This window comes from Microbacterium oleivorans (assembly GCF_001644225.1).
GTDB classification, from domain to species: domain Bacteria; phylum Actinomycetota; class Actinomycetes; order Actinomycetales; family Microbacteriaceae; genus Microbacterium; species Microbacterium gawkjiense.
The window spans coordinates 210661-226369 of sequence record NZ_LSTV01000002.1; the positions used below are offsets into that span (position 1 = coordinate 210661).

A 15709-nucleotide genomic window follows, 5' to 3' on the forward strand; every position below is an offset into this window, starting at 1 on the left:
GCGGCATCCGCTCCTCGATAACCGTCATCTCCTCGCGAAGCCGACACCGAAGCCGACGCCGCGTCAGCGGGCGCTCTCGCGCAGGACGACGGCGCCGGCCCAGACGGTGAGGGCCAGGACGAGCGCGACGAACGTCAGGAACACCGGGACCAGCGGAACGACCAGCAGCGCCGCACCGACGGCGAGCGGCGGGACCGTCATGCCCGCGAAGGCCAGCAGGAAGATGCCCGAGGTGATCTCGCTGCGCGTGCGCGCATCGGCGAGCGCACCCGCGATCGCCAGCGCGCCGCGGAACAGCAGCCCCACGCCGGCACCGGCGACCACCCCGCCGGCGACGAACAGCGCACCCGACCCGACCAGGTCGGCCGCGCCGAGGAACACGAGTCCCGCCACCATCGCGCCGATGCCGACGCGCAGCTGGTCGCGCATCGCGAGACGCGCGAACACGACCTGCGCGAGCGCCGCCGCCCCGAAGACCGAGAAGGTGACCGCGCCCGCAGCGAGGCGATCGGTCTGCCCCAGGATGCGGGCGAGGAACGTCGGCGCGACCGAGCCGAACAGTCCCGTCACCGCGAAGGCGGCGAACGCGGCGACGCCGGCCGCCCAGTACGCGCGGCGACCCTCGGCGGGGATCCGCACCTTCTGCGGGCGGTAGCGGAAGGGCTCAGCCGGCCGCTCGACCGTCTCGGGAACCAGCACGTAGGCGAGTCCGAGGCCGAGGAACGCGAGGAGGAACACGACGTACGGCAGCGCGAGCGGCGCGGGCGCGAACTCCGCGAACGCGCCGCCGACGAGCGGTCCGATCGCCAGACCGCCCATGTTGGCGATGCCCGCGACCGTCGCGGCGAACGCCGTGCTGTCGGGCCGGTGAGCGCGGCGCAGGTCGGCGAGGTGGGCCGTCGCCGAGGCGGTGAGGATGCCGATGCCGAGACCCGCGACGAGGCGGGAGGCGATGATGCCGGCGGCGTCCTGCCAGAGCACGAACATGATCGCCGCGACGATCTCGATCCCGGTGGCGGCGAGGATCAGCGGGCGCCGCCCCACCCGGTCGCTGAGGTGACCGGCGAGCCAGAGCGAGACCATCACGCCGACCGAGTACGCCGCGAACATCACGGTGATGAGGAACGTCGGGAACCCGTCGCGCTCCTGGTAGACGGCGTAGAGCGGTGTGGGCACCGTATTGAAGGCCATGAGCGCGAAGAAGGTCGCGGCCGTCACCCAGAACCCCGCGCGATGCGACAGGCGCCGCGGCCGCCGGACCGCGAAGGTCGGCGCGGCGAGGGAGCGGATGTCGATCGTGCTGGTCATGCGTCGATGATGCGGCGGCACCACGCATCGAGTCCAACGAATCTGTTCGAACGCAGTCATCGACGCGCTCTATGATCGTGGCATGGAGACCCGGCTGCTCGAGTACTTCGTGACCGTCGCCGACGAGCGGAGTGTGACCGCGGCATCCGCTCGTCTGTTCGCGGCGCAGTCCACGGTCTCGGCCGGTCTGCAGAGCCTCGAGCGCGATCTCGGGGTGCGACTGCTCGAGCGGACCACGAAGGCGGTGCAGCTGACGCCCGCGGGTGAGACGCTGCTGCCCCTCGCCCGCGCCGTGCTCGACGACGTCGCCGCCGTGCGCCAGGTCGCCGGCGAATCCGGGACGGGGCTGCGCGGCCGCATCCGCATCGGGACGTTCGCGGGGCTGCGGATCATCGACCTGCCGGGGTTCCTCGGCGACTTCCGCCGGTCGCATCCGCTCGTCGACATCCGGCTGAGCGTGTCGCCGACGGGCTCGGTCGGTCTGCTCGACGACCTGCAGCGCGACCGGCTCGACCTCGCGCTCACCGCGGTCACTCCCCCGGCCGGCATGAGCGCCTGGGAACTCGGCGCCTACCCCTACGTCGCACTGCTGCCGCCCGGGCACGCGCGCGCCGCGGACCGCGCGATCGCCCTCGCCGACCTGGCCGGCGACGACTGGGTCGACGTGCTGCCCGGCTACGGCAACCGCGTGCAGCTCGAGACCGAGCTGGCGCGGCGCGGTATCAGCCGCCGCGTCTCGGCCGAGCTCGGCGAGTTGCCCGACGTGCCGCGCTACGTCGCCGCCGGCCTCGGGGTCGCCGTCGTGCCCGACGTCGTCGACACCGCGGGCTGCGTCACCGCGCCGCTGTCCGACCCCGTCCCGCCCTGGACGGTGTCGCTCACCGCCGGGCGCAGCGCCACGCGCCGACCGCACGTGCGCGCGCTGCTCGACGCGATCCTCGCGACCCGCGCCGCCTAGCCGTCGCTTCGCGAGGAGATGGAGGCTCCCGAGGGCCGAACCGCGGCATCCGCTCCTCGATAACTGTCATCTCCTCGGCAACCGGCACCGGTTCACCCGCCGGCGGCCTCGCGCGCACCGCGCCCCCAGCGGAACGCCGACACCGTCGGGTCGCCCGGGATCCAGAAGCGCCACGGGAACGCGTCCGTCCCGGCGACGCCCGCGACCCCGACGCGCGGTCCGGTCGCGATCTCGCCGAGCGGCTCCGCGCGCACGAAGAGCCGCGCACGCGCGCCGGCCCGCTCCGCGCCGGTGACGGCGTCGATGCCGTCGTGGATCGGATGCCGCAGCCCCACCGCGTCGCCGAGCCGACCCGGTCCGCGGGCCAGGTCGCGCGCGAGGCGCGCGGCGGGACGGCGGGCGTGCGCGGCATCCTGCCCCTCGACGACCTCGCCCGCGCGCAGCAGGATTCCGCCGGCGACACCCTCGGGGCCGCACACGACGTTGACGCACGAATGGATGCCGTGGCTCAGGTACACGTACAGGTGGCCGGGCTCGCCCCACATCGTCGCGTTGCGGGCGGTCGGACCCATGCGCGCGTGCGACCCCGGGTCGACGAGGTCGCCGGTGCCGCGCCCGTGGTACGCCTCGACCTCGGTGATCCGCAGCGCGACGAGCCCGCTCGCCGTCGTCACCCGCAGCTCACCGCCGAGCAGCGTCGGCGCGACGTCGGCCGGGAGACCCGCCAGGGCCTCACGCGTCGCGGGGACGAGGGCGCTCACAGCGCCGGGGCCTTGCGGCACCAGGAGATGTCGAACCCGCGCAGCGCCACGACCTGGGTGCCGTCGAGCGCGTAGATCCGGGTCTCGAGCTTCGTCGGCAGCGGCAGCAGGTACCCGTCGTACGTGTCGGCGACGATGTCGGGCGCGACGACGAGGGCGGCGTACCGGCCGCTCGGCGACACGCACGTCTGCAGCAGCGCGTCGGTCGGCGCGACCTCGGCCACGGGGGTGGCGGCACCGTCGGCATCCACTCGTGTGACCGTCGTCGCGAGCGGCGTCATGCCGTCGAAGGGCGTGAGGGCGCGGAGGGTGGAGCCGTCGGCGAGCGCGGTGACCGACCCGGTCTGCCCGAGGTCGGAAGGCGTCGGCGGCAACGGCTTCTCGTCCGCGGTCGTCAGGTCCACCACGGCGGGACCGTCGACGCGCTCGATGAAGGCGGTCGTTCCGGCGAGGTCGTCGATGCCGATCGCGTTGCCGAGCTCGACAGGCGCCCCGCCGGAGGGCGAGACGAGGCTGAGCGCACCGTCGAAGGTGAGCATGAGGATGCTGTCGGTGCCGGGCACGAACCGCCAGTCCTCGACGCGCGGGTCGGCGCCCGACACCGCTATCTCGGCGGGCTTCGCGGTCGGGTCGGCCGTCGACCCCGTGAAGAGCAGACTCTCGCGTCCGCCGGATGCCGAGAGGTCGGCATCCGTGAACGTGTACCCGATCGTGTTGCCTCGCTCGGCGCTCTGCAGGTTGGTGACGATCCCGGTACCGGGCAGGGTCAGCTCCTGCGGGTGCGATCCGTCGGCGCGGGTGACGACGAGGTGCGAGGCGCCGTCCTCGAGGGTCGAGACGACGAGGTGCCCCGCGGTCGAGCGGAAGTCCTCGATGTGGTCGGCCTCGAACACCGGGGTCGCGTCGCCGGCGAGGTCGACGCGGTAGATCTTGTCGCCGCCGTCGCTGCGCTGCAGGACGAAGGCGTTCAGCTTCGGGGTCGTGAACGACTCCTCGATGGTCGAGGTCGGTCCGCCGCCGACACCCGCGAGCCCGTCGACCCGGATCGTGTAGGTCGTCTCGTCCCACAGCGGGTCGGTGAAGCGGATGCCGACGCTGCGCCCCGAGGTGTCGACGGAGAAGGATGCCGCCGGCGTCACGGTGACCTGGGCGGCCTCCACCTCCTGCAGCGACTGCGTCGTCTCGAAGATGAACCGCGACCCCGCCGAGGAGACCGCGGCGGTCGCATCGGACTGCACCGAGGTCACCCGCGGCCCCTGCAGCGTCGTCACGACCCCGGCGGCGACGGCGACGACGCCGAGGACGATCACGACCGCGACGACGCGCAGCGAGAACCCGCGGGCCAGACGACGACGGCGCTGGGCCCGGCGGCCGTCAGAACTCATACGGGTCCTCGGGCTCGTCGACGGGGGTGACGGATGCCGCATCCACCCGCAACTGGCCGTCCACGTCTCGGATCGTCCCCGTCACGGTGACCCACTGGCCATTGCTCGGGATGTCGTCCGCCGCGACCGGCAGGCTCGCCGGCTGGGCGTCGATGACGCAGTGCGTGATGATCAGGCGCGTCAGGTCGAAGCCGTCGTCGCCGGGCGCGGCGAAACCGGTGAGCGAGATCTCGGTGCCGTCGAACACCTCGGGATCGGTCGCGGTCGCGAACACGCTCGCCCAGTCGCCGATGCCGAACGACGCGGTGTCGCCGGTGATCGCGAGCGCGACGGTGTCGGCACCCTGGAACAGCGGAGCAGCGCCGGTGTCGCGCGACGCGGCGAGCTCGGCCGAGAGCGTCGCCGGCGGGACGACCAGCATCGTGCCCGCGAAGCCGAGCGCGAGCACCCCGCCCGCGGCGGTCGCCACGGTGCCCGCGAGCCGGCGGGGCGAGCGGGCGTGCTGGTCGTGGTCGTGGTCGTGCGACGGTTCGTCGCCGTGGTCGTGGCCGTGATCCTCGGCGGCGCCGAGCGGCAGCAGGAAGCTGAGCACGACGCCCACGAGCACGAGCACCGCCATCGACACGGCGAACCACGACGACTCGGGGTTGATGTAGAGCCCGAGCCGGCCGGTGACCGCGAGGGCGATCGTCAGGGCGGCGACGGATGCCACGGCGCCGACGCCCAGCATCCGGAACCAGACCGTGTCACGCAAGGAGGTTCACCACCCCTCCGATCGCGGCGGCCGCGAGGACGACGGCGACCACCAGCACGCCGAGGACGCGGGTGCGGAAGGTCGTGCGCAGGAGGGCGAGCATCTTGACGTCGACGAGGGGCCCGACGAGCAGGAACGCGACGATCGCGCCCGGGGTGAACGTCGAGGCGAACGACAGCGCGAAGAACGAGTCGACGTTCGAGCAGATCGACACGATCATCGCGAGCAGGATCATCGCCGCGATCGACAGCGCGGGGTTCGATCCGATCGACAGCAGCACGTCGCGCGGCACGACGACCTGCACGGCTCCGGCGACCGCCGACCCGATGATGAGCGCCGGCATGACCGCGCGCAGCTCGACGACGAACTGGGCGAGGCTGCGCCGCCCGCGGTCGCCCGTCACGCCCTGCTCGGCGAGGCACGCGTCGCGGAAGCGGTCGGTGACGAGGGCGTCCTGATCGGGATGCCGGCTGTACAGCCACCCGATGACGTTCGCGATGAGGTAGCCGCCGAGCAGACGGGCGACGAGGATGCCGTCGTCGAACCCGAAGGCCTGGTGGGTCGTGATGATCACGATCGGGTTGACGATCGGCGCCGCGACCAGGAAGGTCAGCGTCTCGGCGACCGAGAAGCCGCGCATCATGAGCCCGCGCGCGAAGGGCACGTTGCCGCACTCGCACACCGGGATGAGCATGCCGAGCAGGGAGAGGACGGCGCGACGGCCCCAGGGGTTGCGCGGCATCCACCGTTCGATGACGCCCGGCGGCACCCACACCTGCACGACGATCGACAGGATCACGCCGAGGACGACGAACGGCAGCGACTCGATGAGCACGCTGAGGGCGAGCGTCAGCCCGTCCTGCGCGCGGGTCGGGAGCTCGGGCGACGGGCTCCACAGCGCCACCCCGATCAGCGTGAGGACGGCGAGGAACCCGACCCCCAGCCAGAGCGCGCCGCGACCGGCCGACCCCGCGGGGGAGGTCGGCGTCGAACGCGGCTCCGCGGGGCGGGCCTCAGTCCGCACGGGCCCCGGATGCCGCTGTGCGGGCGCAGTCCGCGCACGTGCCGAAGATGTCGACGACGTGCTCGGCGTCGGTGAACCCGTTCGCCGCGGCGATGCGCTTGGCCCACGTCTCGACCTCGTCGGCCTGGATCTCGACGGCCTTGCCGCAGACACGGCAGATGAGGTGGTGGTGGTGTCCCGTGCTGGCGCACGCGCGGTAGATCGCCTCGCCGTCGGGCGACTGCAGCTGGTCGGCTTCGCCGCTCGCGGCGAGGGTGGCGAGGGCGCGGTAGACGGTCGCGAGCCCGATGCCGGTGTTCTCGTCGCGCAGGGCGGCGTGCAGGTCCTGGGCGCTCACGAATCCGGGGGCGTCGGACAGCGCCGAACGCACGCGCTCGCGCTGCCAGGTGTTGCGCTGGGCCATGGCCGGATTCTACGCCCGCGTGCTGGCGACGGCCTGGGCGCCGTGGGCGGCATCCGTCCGCTGCACCCGCCCCCGACGGTCGCCGACGACGCGGCAGACGAGGTAGATGACGAACGAGATCGTCGTGATGTAGGGGCTGACGGGGAGGGTGCCCGCGACAGCGAGCAGGATGCCGCCGACCGCCGAGACGATGCCGAAAAGGGCGGCCAGCAGCGGCACGGCGACCGGACCGTGCGCGATGCGGGCGGCGGCCGCGGCGGGCGTCACGAGCAGGGCGAGGACGAGCAGCGCGCCGATGATGTGCACGGCGACGGCAACGGCGAGACCGAGCAGCAGCATGAAGGCGAGCGAGATCAGCCCCGTCGGGACGCCGCGGGCGGCCGCCGACTGCGGGTCGAGCGAATCGAAGCGCAGCGGTCGCCAGATCAGCAGCAGCGCGATGAGCACGACGGCGGAGATGACGATGAGCCACGTGAGCTGGTCGGACTGCACCGAGACGATCTGCCCGGTCAGCAGACTGAACCGGTTGGCGCTGCGCCCGTTGTAGAGGGCGAGGAAGAGGATGCCGAGGCCCAGGCCGAACGGCATGAGCACCCCGATGATCGAGTTGCGGTCGCGGGCGCGCGCGCCGAGCCAGCCGATGAGGGCGGCGGCGACCATCGACCCGACGATCGACCCGGTGACGACGTCTGCTCCGATCAGCAGTGCCGCGGCGGCCCCCGCGAACGAGAGCTCGCTGATGCCGTGCACGGCGAACGCCATGTCGCGCTGCAGCACGAACACGCCGATGAGGCCGCCGACGAGGCCGAGGATCGCCCCGGCCCACACCGAGTTCTGCACGAGCGCGAGGATCTCGCCGTACACCGGTACGCCGCCGAACATGGCGTTCGCGATGTCGTCCCAGTTCATGCGTGGTCCTCGTGATGGTGGTGGGATGCCTCGGCGTCGGGCGCGCCGACCACGACCAGACGGTCGCCGGCGCGCAGTACGAAGACCGGGGCGCCGTAGAGGTCGGTGAGCACCGGCGAGGTGAGGACGTCCTTCGGCTTCCCGAGCGTGAAGCGGCCGTTCGCGATGTAGAGGATGCGGTCGACCTTGCCGAGCAGCGGGTTGATGTCGTGGGTGACGAGCAGGACCGCGGCCCCGCTGCGGCGGTGCCGGTCGATGAGCCCGACGACGGCCTGCTGGTTGGCGAGGTCGAGGCTCGTCAGCGGTTCGTCGCACAGGAGCAGCCGCGGGTCGTCGGCGAGGGCCTGCCCGACCCGCAGGCGCTGCTGTTCACCGCCGGAGAGGATGCCGACGGGCCGGTCGGCGAACTCCGTCGCGCCGACGGCGGCGATCAGTTCGTCGACCCGCTCGCGGTCCTTGCGGCGCGGGATCGGCGGACCGAAGCGGTGCCCGTTGACCCCGAGCGCGACGAGGTCGCGCCCGCGCAGCGCCGTGTCGCGCGGCAACGGCCGGGTCTGCGGCAGGTACCCGATGCCCCGGTTGCCGGCGCGGTGGACGCGCGTGCCGCCCACCTCGACCGTGCCTTCGCTCAGGTCCTCGAGGCCGAGGATCGCGCGGAGCAGAGTCGTCTTGCCCGAGCCGCTGGGGCCGAGCACGGCGATCAGCTCGCCCGGCTGCACGTCGAGGTCGAGGCCGCTCCAGAGCTCCCGCCCGCCGCGGCGGAGCGCGGCGCCCCGGATGCGGAGGGGGATGTCGTCGGGGCGGGTCACCGAGTCAGGCTACCGGCCAGCTCGTCGATGTTCTGCTGCATCCACTCGAGGTAGGTCAGCCCGTCGGGCAGGAGCTCGGTGAACTTCAGCACCGGGATGTCGGCCTTCGTCGCGAGGCCCTCCACCTCGGTCGTCTCGGCGCCGCCGGTCTGGGCGTTGACGATGACGGTGCGGACCTCGCCCGAGCCGAGGATCTTCGTCGCCTCGAGCATGGTCGCGGGCGGGACGTCCTGGCCCTCCTCGACGGCTTCGCTGAACGCTTCGGGAGTCGCGTTCTCGAGCCCGGCCGCGGCCGTCAGGTACAGCGGGACCGGCTCGGTCACGAAGATCTTCTCGCCCGCGTGGTCGGCCTTGATCTTCTCGAGAGAGGTCTCGAGACCGGCGATGCCGTCGATGAGCTTCTTCGCGTTCGCCTCGAAGGTGTCGGCCTTGGCGGCATCCAGGTCACCCAGTTCGTGGGCGATGTCCTCGACGACGTGCTCCATCGTGTGCGGGTCGTACCAGACGTGCTCGTTGAAGCCCTCGATGTGGTCGTGGCCCGCGTGGTCGTCACCCTCGGCGTGCGCGTCCTCCTCGGCGTGGGCGTCGCCCTCGGCGTGGGCGTCGCCCTCGGCGTGGGCGTCGTCGGAGTGGCCCTCGTTGCCGGGGTAGTCGTGCGAGTACTCGACGGCGGTGATGACGGGGGCCGTCGTGCCGCTCGCGTCGATCAGCGCGTCGACGAACGCGTCGTAGCCGCCGCCGTTCTCGATGACGAGGTCGGCCTGCGACACGGTGAGCTGGTCCCGCGCCGACGCCTCGTACGAGTGCGGGTCCTGCGAGAGCGAATCGATGATCGAGGTGACCTCGACATCGTCCCCGCCGACGGCCTGGGCCAGCGAGCCGTAGACGTTCGTCGACGCGACGACTTTCAGCCGCTCGTCACCGCCGCCCGCCGCAGGGCTCGTCACGGTGGCGCAGCCCGCGAGCACGAGGACCGATCCGACGGAGAGGGCGAGCAGTGCGGGCACACGAGAGGTCATGCCGCGAGTCTACGCGGTGTTGATAATCGTTCTCAAATCGTCGAGCTGCTTCCCAGGCTCCTACTTGAGGGGGTCGTGACCCCAGTTCATCAGCGAGAAGCGCCAGTCCGTGTCCTCGACATCACCCTTCGGGCGCTGCTTCGAGTGGCGGGCGACGTACCCGTGCACCTTCTTCATGTGCGCGTAGTCGGAGTCGGTCAGGTCGGCCTTCTTCTTCCGCAGGATCGTCACGATCCTCCGCCCCGAGGCGTGCCCGGTCGACTCGCCGCCACCCGACTTCTGACCGACGCTCTTCGATTCGTCGGTGTCGAGCCATTTCTCGATCTCGGCCGCCGTCATGTTGACCGCCTCATCGAAGTCCGTCGTGATCTGCTGACGTTCGTCCTCGCTCATCCCGCAAGTCTTCCGCGGGCCCATGGCGCATGACCACGGGCTTGCGCAAGAGCCCCGAGCCGGTTTTCGCCGCCTGTTACTGTCATCGGACCGGGGGCACCCGCATCCTCCGGCGCGCCACCACTCCGGGGAGTTCGAGCATGACCGAGCAGCTGACCTTCATCGTCTACGCGAGCCGTGCGGTCGAGCCCTTCGATCACGACGGCCTCGTCGATCTGCTGAGCCAGAGCCGCGTGAACAACTCCCGTGACGGCATCACGGGGATGCTGGTCTACCGCGACCTCGACTTCATCCAGATCCTCGAAGGACCGGATGCCGCGGTCCGTGCGCTCCTCGAGCGCATCGGGCGCGATCCCCGCCACACCGACGTCCGTGTGCTGCTCGAGGAGCAGACGACCGAGCGCAAGTACGCGGCATGGTCCATGGGCTACGTGCCGACGGCACCCGGTGACGGATCGGACGGCGCGGTCGACGCCCTCCGGACCGCCGACGACGATGCGACGACCCGCGAGTCGGCGGACGCCCTCGGCGGATGGTTCCACGGCAGGGCGAGCGGCTCGACCGACTGACCGGCTCCGCTCACCGGCGGGTGAGCGACACGTACGCCAGGCCCGACAGGTTGACGAGGACGTCCGTCGGTGTCCGCACGACGACCGCGAGCACCCCGCCGCACGTCTCGCATCGCGCGACGGCCCCCATCTCCGTCACGTAGGCGTGCGCCCTGGCGAGGACGGCGCGATGTCGGCACCCGGCGCACTGTCCGATCGCGTCGGTGAACTCGATGCCGAAGACGTCGGCGAAGGTGCCGGCGAGGGCGTTGCCGTCGAGGTGCGTCATCCACTGCCTCCGAAGCGTTCGGTGCGTATCCGCGACGGGTCGTGGCCGAGCTGCGAGAGCCAGCCGGCGACCGTCTCGACGAACGGCGTGGGCCCGCACACGTAGATCCGCGGCATGGCCGTGGCCGGGAAGATGGATGCGGCGAGGGATTCCCCGGTCAGCCGACCAGGGGGCCTCGCCGACCCGGCGGGGGCGCGACGTGTGTGGACGACGTCGATGCTCGTCGCCGTCAGCGCGGCGAGCTCGTCGGTGAAGAAGACGTCGTCCGGCGTCCGAACCGAGTACAGGAGTCGAAAGTCGGGCCCTCGCGCCTCGCGCTCCCGCGCGGCGGCCATGGCGTAGAGCGGCACCACTCCCGAACCGCCGGCGATGAGTTGCACCGGCGCGGGGTCGGGATCGTCCGGCGTCCAGACGAAGTAGCGACCCAGCGGTCCGTGCACTTCCAGCTCGTCGCCCTCGACGAGGTCGTGGACCAGGTAGGGCGAGACCTCGCCCGAGGGCACCTCGTCGACCGCGAGGACGACCCGCGTCGCCGGTCCCGACGACGCGATGGAGTACGACCGCGACGCCTGATAGCCGTCGGGTGCGGTGAGGCGGATGTCGAGATGCGAACCCGCATGGTTCCCCGGCCACGTCGGGACCTCGATCTCGAGACGGACTGCGGAGGCGGTCTCGGGGCGACGCGAGACGACACGGCCCACGTGCCACCCGGCGCGGAACCGCTCCGTCACCAGTAGCGTTCCTCGCGCCACGGGTCGCCGCGGAGGTGGTAGCCGTTCTGCTCCCAGAACCCGGGCTCATCGGTGGGCATCATCTGCATCTCGGCGACCCACTTGGCGCTCTTCCAGAAGTACAGATGCGGCACGAGCAACCGCGCGGGCCCGCCGTGCTCCGCCGTGAGGGGCTCACCGTCCGCCTCGGTCGCGATCCACGCCTGCCCCTCGAGCAGATCGTCCAGGGGGAGGTTCGTCGTGTAGCCGTCGTGGGTGCGCACCATGACGAAGTCGTAGGAGGTCTCGACGTCCTCGAACAGCCGGTCCACCGAGACGCCGCGCCATGCCATCCCCAGGCGCGACCAGTGGGTGACGCAGTGGATGTCGGTGCGGATGTCCTCGACGCCCACCTCGTGCAGGGTGCCCCAGTCCCAGCGGTGCTGCGCGCCCGTCTCCGTCGTGATCGAGAAGGACCACTCCTCCGGCGAGATGTCGGGCGTCGGGCCGGCCGTCAGGACGGGCCAGTCGTCGACGAGCGTCTGCCCCGGAGGCAGCCGAGGATCGCCCGTACCGCGCCGACCGCCGAACCCGCGATTGATGACCGCCATGGGAGATGCCTACCGCGTCCGCCGGGGTGCCGTCAACGAGGCGGCGGGCGCGTCAGTCGAGCAGCAGCGCCGGCTCCTCGAGCACCGAGGCGACGTCGGCGATGAAGCGGCTGATGCCGTCGCCGTCGATGACGCGGTGGTCGAACGAACCCGACACCGTCGTCACGAACCGCGGACGCACCTCGCCGTCCACCACCCATGGCTTCTGCCGGATCGTGCCCATGGCGATGATGCCGGACTCCCCCGGATTGATGATCGGGGTCCCGGCATCCATCCCGAAGACACCGATGTTCGTGATCGTGAACGTGCCGCCCTGCTGATCGGTCGGCGTCGTCTTGCCGTCGCGCGCCGTCACGGTGAGCTTCTCGAGCGCCCTCGCGAGGCCGCGCATGTTGAGGTCCTGCGCGTCCTTGATGTTGGGGACGAGCAGGCCGCGGGGCGTCGCCGCCGCGATGCCGAGGTTCACGTAGTGGCGCACGCGGATCTCGGCGCCGTTCTCGGTCTCGACCCACGCGGCGTTGATCATCGGCGTGCGGCGCAGTGCCCAGATGACGGCGCGCGAGAAGATCAGCAGCGGCGAGATCTTCACGTCGGCGAAGTCGGGCGAGGCCTTCAGCCGCTTGACGAGCTCCATCGTGCGGGTCGCGTCGACGTCGGTCCAGACCGACACGTGCGGCGCCGTGTACGCGCTCGAGGTCATCGCGTTGGCGGTGGCCTTGCGCACGCCCTTGACGGTGATGGCCTCTTCGCGGGCGTCCGCCGGTGGCGCCGACGGGGCGGGGACGGATGCCGCGGGTGCCGCGACGGGGATCGACAGCTCGCGCTCCTCGGGCAGCTCCGGCGTCGCGATGTTGCGGAAGACCGACGCCTGCTCGGCGTGACGGACGACGTCCTCGCGGGTCACCTCGCCGGCGGCGCCGCTCGGCGTCACGTCCGACAGGTCGACACCCAGATCGCGCGCGAGCTTGCGGATCGGGGGCTTCGCGACGACGCCGACCGCCTTCGTCACCGGCTTCTCGGCCGGCTTGCGGCGGCGCGACTTCACCTCACCCCCGGTGCCGTAGCCGACGAGCACCGAGCCACCGGGCTCCTCGGCGGGCTTCTCGCCGTGCTCGGAGCGGCCGATGTCGGCATCCGGCTGTCCCTGGCCCCCGGCGATCGTGATGATCGCGGCGCCGACCTCGACCGTCGCGCCCTCGGCGGCGAGGATGTCGCCCACCGTGCCGCTGAACGGCGACGGCAGCTCGACGAGCGACTTCGCCGTCTCGATCTCGACGAGGACGTCGTTGACGTCGACGCTGTCGCCGGGCGCGACGCGCCACTGCACGATCTCGGCCTCGGTGAGGCCTTCGCCGACGTCCGGCAGGTGGAAGGTCTGCGTGCTCATGTCATCTCCATCTCCGCGAGACTGCAGACGCGCGCCGAGACAGCGGGGTGACGCCGCAGTCTCGACGCACACGTGCAGTCTCGCGGATGTGTGGGGGTCGCGGGTAGGGAGGCATCGTCGGCGGAGTCAGTAGGCGAGGGCGCGGTCGACGGCCTCGAGGATGCGGTCCGCGTCGGGGAGGTACTGCCCCTCGAGCTTCGCGGGCGGGAACGGGACGTCGAAGCCCGAGACCCGGAGCACGGGCGCCTCGAGCGCGTAGAACGCGCGCTCCATGACGGTCGCGGCCACCTCGGAGCCGACCGACACGTTGCCGGGCGCCTCCTGCGCGTAGACCATGCGCCCCGTGCGGCGCACCGACTCGAGGATCGGCTCGTAGTCGATCGGCGACAGCGAGCGCACGTCGATGACCTCGCACGAGGTGCCCTCGCCCTCGGCGAGGGCGGCGGCCTGCAGGAGGGTCGTCACCATCGCACCGTGACCGACGAGCGTGACATCGGTGCCGCGGCGGACGACGCGGGAGGCGTGCAGCGGGAGCGCCCGCTCCGCGACATCCACCTCGCCCTTCATCCAGTACTTCGCCTTCGGCTCGAGGAAGATCACCGGGTCGGGCGAGGCGATCGCGTCCTGGATCATCCAGTAGGCGTCGTTCGGCGTCGAGGGCGACACGACCCGCAGACCCGGGGTGTGCGCGAAGTACGCCTCGGGGCTCTCCTGGTGGTGCTCGACGGCACCGATGTGCCCGCCGTAGGGGATGCGGATGACGAGGGGGAAGTTCGCGTGCCCCTCGTGCCGGTTCGCGAGCTTCGCGAGCTGCGTCGTGATCTGGTCGAAGGCGGGGAAGACGAAGCCGTCGAACTGGATCTCGATGACGGGACGGAACCCCGCCATCGCGAGGCCGATCGCGGTGCCGACGATCCCCGACTCGGCCAGCGGCGTGTCGAGCACGCGCTGCGGTCCGAACTCGGCGTGCAGGCCCTCGGTCACGCGGAAGACGCCGCCGAGCGGCCCGATGTCCTCGCCCATGAGCAGGACGTGGTCGTCCGCGGTCATCGCCGCGCGGAGGCCGGCGTTGAGCGCCTTCGCGAACGGCAGGGTCTGGATGTCGCTCACGCGTTCCCCTCCTCGAAGGATGCCTCGTACTCGGCGAGCCAGCGCTGCTGCTCCTGCACGAGCGGGTGGGCGTCGCCGTAGACGTGGTCGAACATGACGCCGGTGGGGATGTCGCCCAGGGCGTTCGTGCGCACGCGCACGTCGTCGGCGTAGGCGGCGGCTGCGGCATCCACCTCTTCGAAGAAGGATGCCGAGGCGCCCCGGTTCTGCAGGAAGGCCCGCATGCGCGCGATCGGGTCGCGGCGCAGCCACGACTGCTCCTCGTCGCTCGTGCGGTACTTGGTCGGGTCGTCGCTGGTCGTGTGGGCGCCCATGCGGTAGGTCAGCGCCTCGATCGCGCGGGGGCCGCCGCCGGCGCGCGCCTCGTCGAGGGCGACCCTGCTGACCGCGTAGCTCGCGAGGACGTCGTTGCCGTCGACGCGGACGGCGGGGATGCCGTAGCCGTCGCCGCGGCGGGCGAGCGGGACGCGCGACTGCGTCGAGACGGGGACCGAGATCGCCCAGTGGTTGTTCTGCAAAAAGAAGACCTGCGGCGTCCGGTAGCTCGCGGCGAACACCATCGCCTCGTGCACGTCGCCCTGGCTCGAGGCGCCGTCGCCGTAGTAGACGATGACCGCCTCGTCCTTCTCGGGGTCGCCGGTGCCGGTGCGCCCGTCGAAGACGAGGCCCATGCCGAGGCCCGTCGCGTGCAGGGTCTGCGCGCCGAGGACGAGCGTGTAGATGTGCGTGTTCTGGTGCTCGGCCGGGTTCCACCCGCCGTGGGTGAGCCCGCGCATCAGCCGGATGATGTCGATCGGGTCGACGCCGCGGGTCGTGACGACGACGTGCTCGCGGTAGGACGGGAAGACGTGATCGTGCGCGCGCGTCGCCCTCGCCGAGCCGACCTGCGCGGCCTCCTGTCCGAGGGACGGCGGCCACAGTGCGAGCTGGCCCTGACGCTGCAGGTTGGTCGCCTGCCGGTCGAAGGCGCGCACCACGACCATGTCGCGGTAGAACGTCTCGAGCTCGGTGTCGGTGAGGGCGTCGATCAGCGGCAGGTAGCGCTCAGCCGCGTCGGAGGGGTCGTACGAACCGTCGGCGGCGAGGACGCGGACGACGTCGGATGCTTCGGCCGGAGCCTCGAACGAGGGGGTCACCCTCCCACGCTAGACCCCGACGCATGAGCGGTTCTGCATGAGGTCGACAACGGATGCCGCGATTCGCCGTTCCCTCGGGACAAGCCGGCGTCGCGCGGCCCGGCATCCGCCCACCGTCCGCACTCGCCTGTCGCGAAGTGCGGAGCGCGGCGGCGTGTTGTGACAGGGGAAGGAGCGGCGGCGGCGACGGGGCGG

Annotated in this window: 18 protein-coding genes; 2 read left to right on the forward strand and 16 right to left on the reverse strand. The window is 71.8% G+C overall.

Annotation, left to right across the window (positions count from 1 at the left end; genetic code table 11):
* Nucleotides 1–63 precede the first annotated feature (63 nt).
* Nucleotides 64–1308 (reverse strand): MFS transporter, encoded by a 1245-nt coding sequence (locus AYL44_RS07595; RefSeq protein WP_064002678.1) that lies wholly within the window; start codon nt 1306–1308, stop codon nt 64–66.
* Nucleotides 1309–1390: 82 nt separating this feature from the next.
* On the opposite strand from AYL44_RS07595, the gene AYL44_RS07600 reads away from it, so the two are divergent.
* Complete coding sequence (locus AYL44_RS07600) at nt 1391–2266, forward strand: LysR family transcriptional regulator (protein WP_064002679.1); 876 nt, start codon at nt 1391–1393, stop codon at nt 2264–2266.
* 92 nt (nt 2267–2358) lie between these two features.
* Here the strand turns inward: AYL44_RS07600 and AYL44_RS07605 are convergent, their stop codons facing one another.
* The 9 genes from AYL44_RS07605 to AYL44_RS07645 are packed head-to-tail and all read right to left on the reverse strand — an operon-like array spanning nt 2359 to nt 9723.
* Nucleotides 2359–3027, reverse strand: a complete 669-nt coding sequence (locus AYL44_RS07605; protein WP_064002680.1) for a DNA-3-methyladenine glycosylase — start codon at nt 3025–3027, stop codon at nt 2359–2361.
* The gene (locus AYL44_RS07610; protein ID WP_231872753.1) at nt 3024–4412 is read right to left on the reverse strand and encodes a hypothetical protein; all 1389 of its coding nucleotides are present in this window, start codon (nt 4410–4412) and stop codon (nt 3024–3026) included. Before AYL44_RS07610 ends, AYL44_RS07605 begins: the two co-directional genes overlap by 4 nt.
* Entirely contained in the window at nt 4402–5142 is a 741-nt protein-coding gene (locus AYL44_RS07615; RefSeq protein ID WP_064002904.1) for a TIGR03943 family putative permease subunit, read from the reverse strand. The genes AYL44_RS07610 and AYL44_RS07615 overlap by 11 nt, the downstream gene beginning before the upstream one ends.
* Before the next feature lie 16 nt (nt 5143–5158).
* Entirely contained in the window at nt 5159–6190 is a 1032-nt protein-coding gene (locus tag AYL44_RS07620; RefSeq protein WP_064002681.1) for a permease, read from the reverse strand.
* Nucleotides 6180–6593 (reverse strand): Fur family transcriptional regulator, encoded by a 414-nt coding sequence (locus AYL44_RS07625; RefSeq protein ID WP_064002682.1) that lies wholly within the window; start codon nt 6591–6593, stop codon nt 6180–6182. The genes AYL44_RS07620 and AYL44_RS07625 overlap by 11 nt, the downstream gene beginning before the upstream one ends.
* Before the next feature lie 9 nt (nt 6594–6602).
* Entirely contained in the window at nt 6603–7502 is a 900-nt protein-coding gene (locus tag AYL44_RS07630; RefSeq protein ID WP_064002683.1) for a metal ABC transporter permease, read from the reverse strand.
* The gene (locus AYL44_RS07635) at nt 7499–8311 is read right to left on the reverse strand and encodes a metal ABC transporter ATP-binding protein (protein ID WP_064002684.1); all 813 of its coding nucleotides are present in this window, start codon (nt 8309–8311) and stop codon (nt 7499–7501) included. Before AYL44_RS07635 ends, AYL44_RS07630 begins: the two co-directional genes overlap by 4 nt.
* Nucleotides 8308–9330, reverse strand: a complete 1023-nt coding sequence (locus AYL44_RS07640) for a metal ABC transporter solute-binding protein, Zn/Mn family (protein ID WP_197471616.1) — start codon at nt 9328–9330, stop codon at nt 8308–8310. Before AYL44_RS07640 ends, AYL44_RS07635 begins: the two co-directional genes overlap by 4 nt.
* 60 nt (nt 9331–9390) lie before the next feature.
* Nucleotides 9391–9723, reverse strand: a complete 333-nt coding sequence (locus AYL44_RS07645) for a DUF3140 domain-containing protein (protein WP_064002685.1) — start codon at nt 9721–9723, stop codon at nt 9391–9393.
* 140 nt (nt 9724–9863) lie between these two features.
* On the opposite strand from AYL44_RS07645, the gene AYL44_RS07650 reads away from it, so the two are divergent.
* Nucleotides 9864–10292, forward strand: a complete 429-nt coding sequence (locus tag AYL44_RS07650) for a BLUF domain-containing protein (protein ID WP_064002686.1) — start codon at nt 9864–9866, stop codon at nt 10290–10292.
* A gap of 10 nt (nt 10293–10302) precedes the next feature.
* On the opposite strand, the gene AYL44_RS07655 is transcribed toward AYL44_RS07650, so the two are convergent.
* The 6 genes from AYL44_RS07655 to AYL44_RS07680 form a co-directional block, all read right to left on the reverse strand.
* On the reverse strand, nt 10303–10560 hold the full coding sequence (locus AYL44_RS07655) for a DUF6510 family protein (protein WP_064002687.1): 258 nt from the start codon (nt 10558–10560) through the stop codon (nt 10303–10305).
* Nucleotides 10557–11291, reverse strand: coding sequence for an FAD-binding oxidoreductase (locus tag AYL44_RS07660; RefSeq protein WP_157532588.1), 735 nt, complete (start codon nt 11289–11291; stop codon nt 10557–10559). Before AYL44_RS07660 ends, AYL44_RS07655 begins: the two co-directional genes overlap by 4 nt.
* Nucleotides 11288–11881 (reverse strand): molybdopterin-dependent oxidoreductase, encoded by a 594-nt coding sequence (locus tag AYL44_RS07665; protein WP_064002688.1) that lies wholly within the window; start codon nt 11879–11881, stop codon nt 11288–11290. The genes AYL44_RS07660 and AYL44_RS07665 overlap by 4 nt, the downstream gene beginning before the upstream one ends.
* A gap of 52 nt (nt 11882–11933) precedes the next feature.
* Nucleotides 11934–13268, reverse strand: a complete 1335-nt coding sequence (locus AYL44_RS07670) for a dihydrolipoamide acetyltransferase family protein (protein WP_064002689.1) — start codon at nt 13266–13268, stop codon at nt 11934–11936.
* A gap of 126 nt (nt 13269–13394) precedes the next feature.
* Entirely contained in the window at nt 13395–14378 is a 984-nt protein-coding gene (locus AYL44_RS07675) for an alpha-ketoacid dehydrogenase subunit beta (protein WP_082886146.1), read from the reverse strand.
* Nucleotides 14375–15514, reverse strand: coding sequence for a thiamine pyrophosphate-dependent dehydrogenase E1 component subunit alpha (locus tag AYL44_RS07680; protein ID WP_064002690.1), 1140 nt, complete (start codon nt 15512–15514; stop codon nt 14375–14377). The genes AYL44_RS07675 and AYL44_RS07680 overlap by 4 nt, the downstream gene beginning before the upstream one ends.
* Nucleotides 15515–15709 lie beyond the last annotated feature (195 nt).

Bases quoted from the DNA above. Each gene is read 5' to 3' on its own strand.
- AYL44_RS07595 (WP_064002678.1), bottom strand. From the start codon at position 1,308: ATGACCAGCACGATCGACATCCGCTCCCTCGCCGCGCCGACCTTCGCG.
- AYL44_RS07600 (WP_064002679.1), top strand. From the start codon at position 1,391: ATGGAGACCCGGCTGCTCGAGTACTTCGTGACCGTCGCCGACGAGCGG.
- AYL44_RS07610 (WP_231872753.1), bottom strand. From the start codon at position 4,412: ATGAGTTCTGACGGCCGCCGGGCCCAGCGCCGTCGTCGTCTGGCCCGC.
- AYL44_RS07615 (WP_064002904.1), bottom strand. From the start codon at position 5,142: ATGCTGGGCGTCGGCGCCGTGGCATCCGTCGCCGCCCTGACGATCGCC.
- AYL44_RS07625 (WP_064002682.1), bottom strand. From the start codon at position 6,593: ATGGCCCAGCGCAACACCTGGCAGCGCGAGCGCGTGCGTTCGGCGCTG.
- AYL44_RS07630 (WP_064002683.1), bottom strand. From the start codon at position 7,502: ATGAACTGGGACGACATCGCGAACGCCATGTTCGGCGGCGTACCGGTG.
- AYL44_RS07640 (WP_197471616.1), bottom strand. From the start codon at position 9,330: ATGACCTCTCGTGTGCCCGCACTGCTCGCCCTCTCCGTCGGATCGGTC.
- AYL44_RS07645 (WP_064002685.1), bottom strand. From the start codon at position 9,723: ATGAGCGAGGACGAACGTCAGCAGATCACGACGGACTTCGATGAGGCG.
- AYL44_RS07650 (WP_064002686.1), top strand. From the start codon at position 9,864: ATGACCGAGCAGCTGACCTTCATCGTCTACGCGAGCCGTGCGGTCGAG.
- AYL44_RS07655 (WP_064002687.1), bottom strand. From the start codon at position 10,560: ATGACGCACCTCGACGGCAACGCCCTCGCCGGCACCTTCGCCGACGTC.
- AYL44_RS07665 (WP_064002688.1), bottom strand. From the start codon at position 11,881: ATGGCGGTCATCAATCGCGGGTTCGGCGGTCGGCGCGGTACGGGCGAT.
- AYL44_RS07670 (WP_064002689.1), bottom strand. From the start codon at position 13,268: ATGAGCACGCAGACCTTCCACCTGCCGGACGTCGGCGAAGGCCTCACC.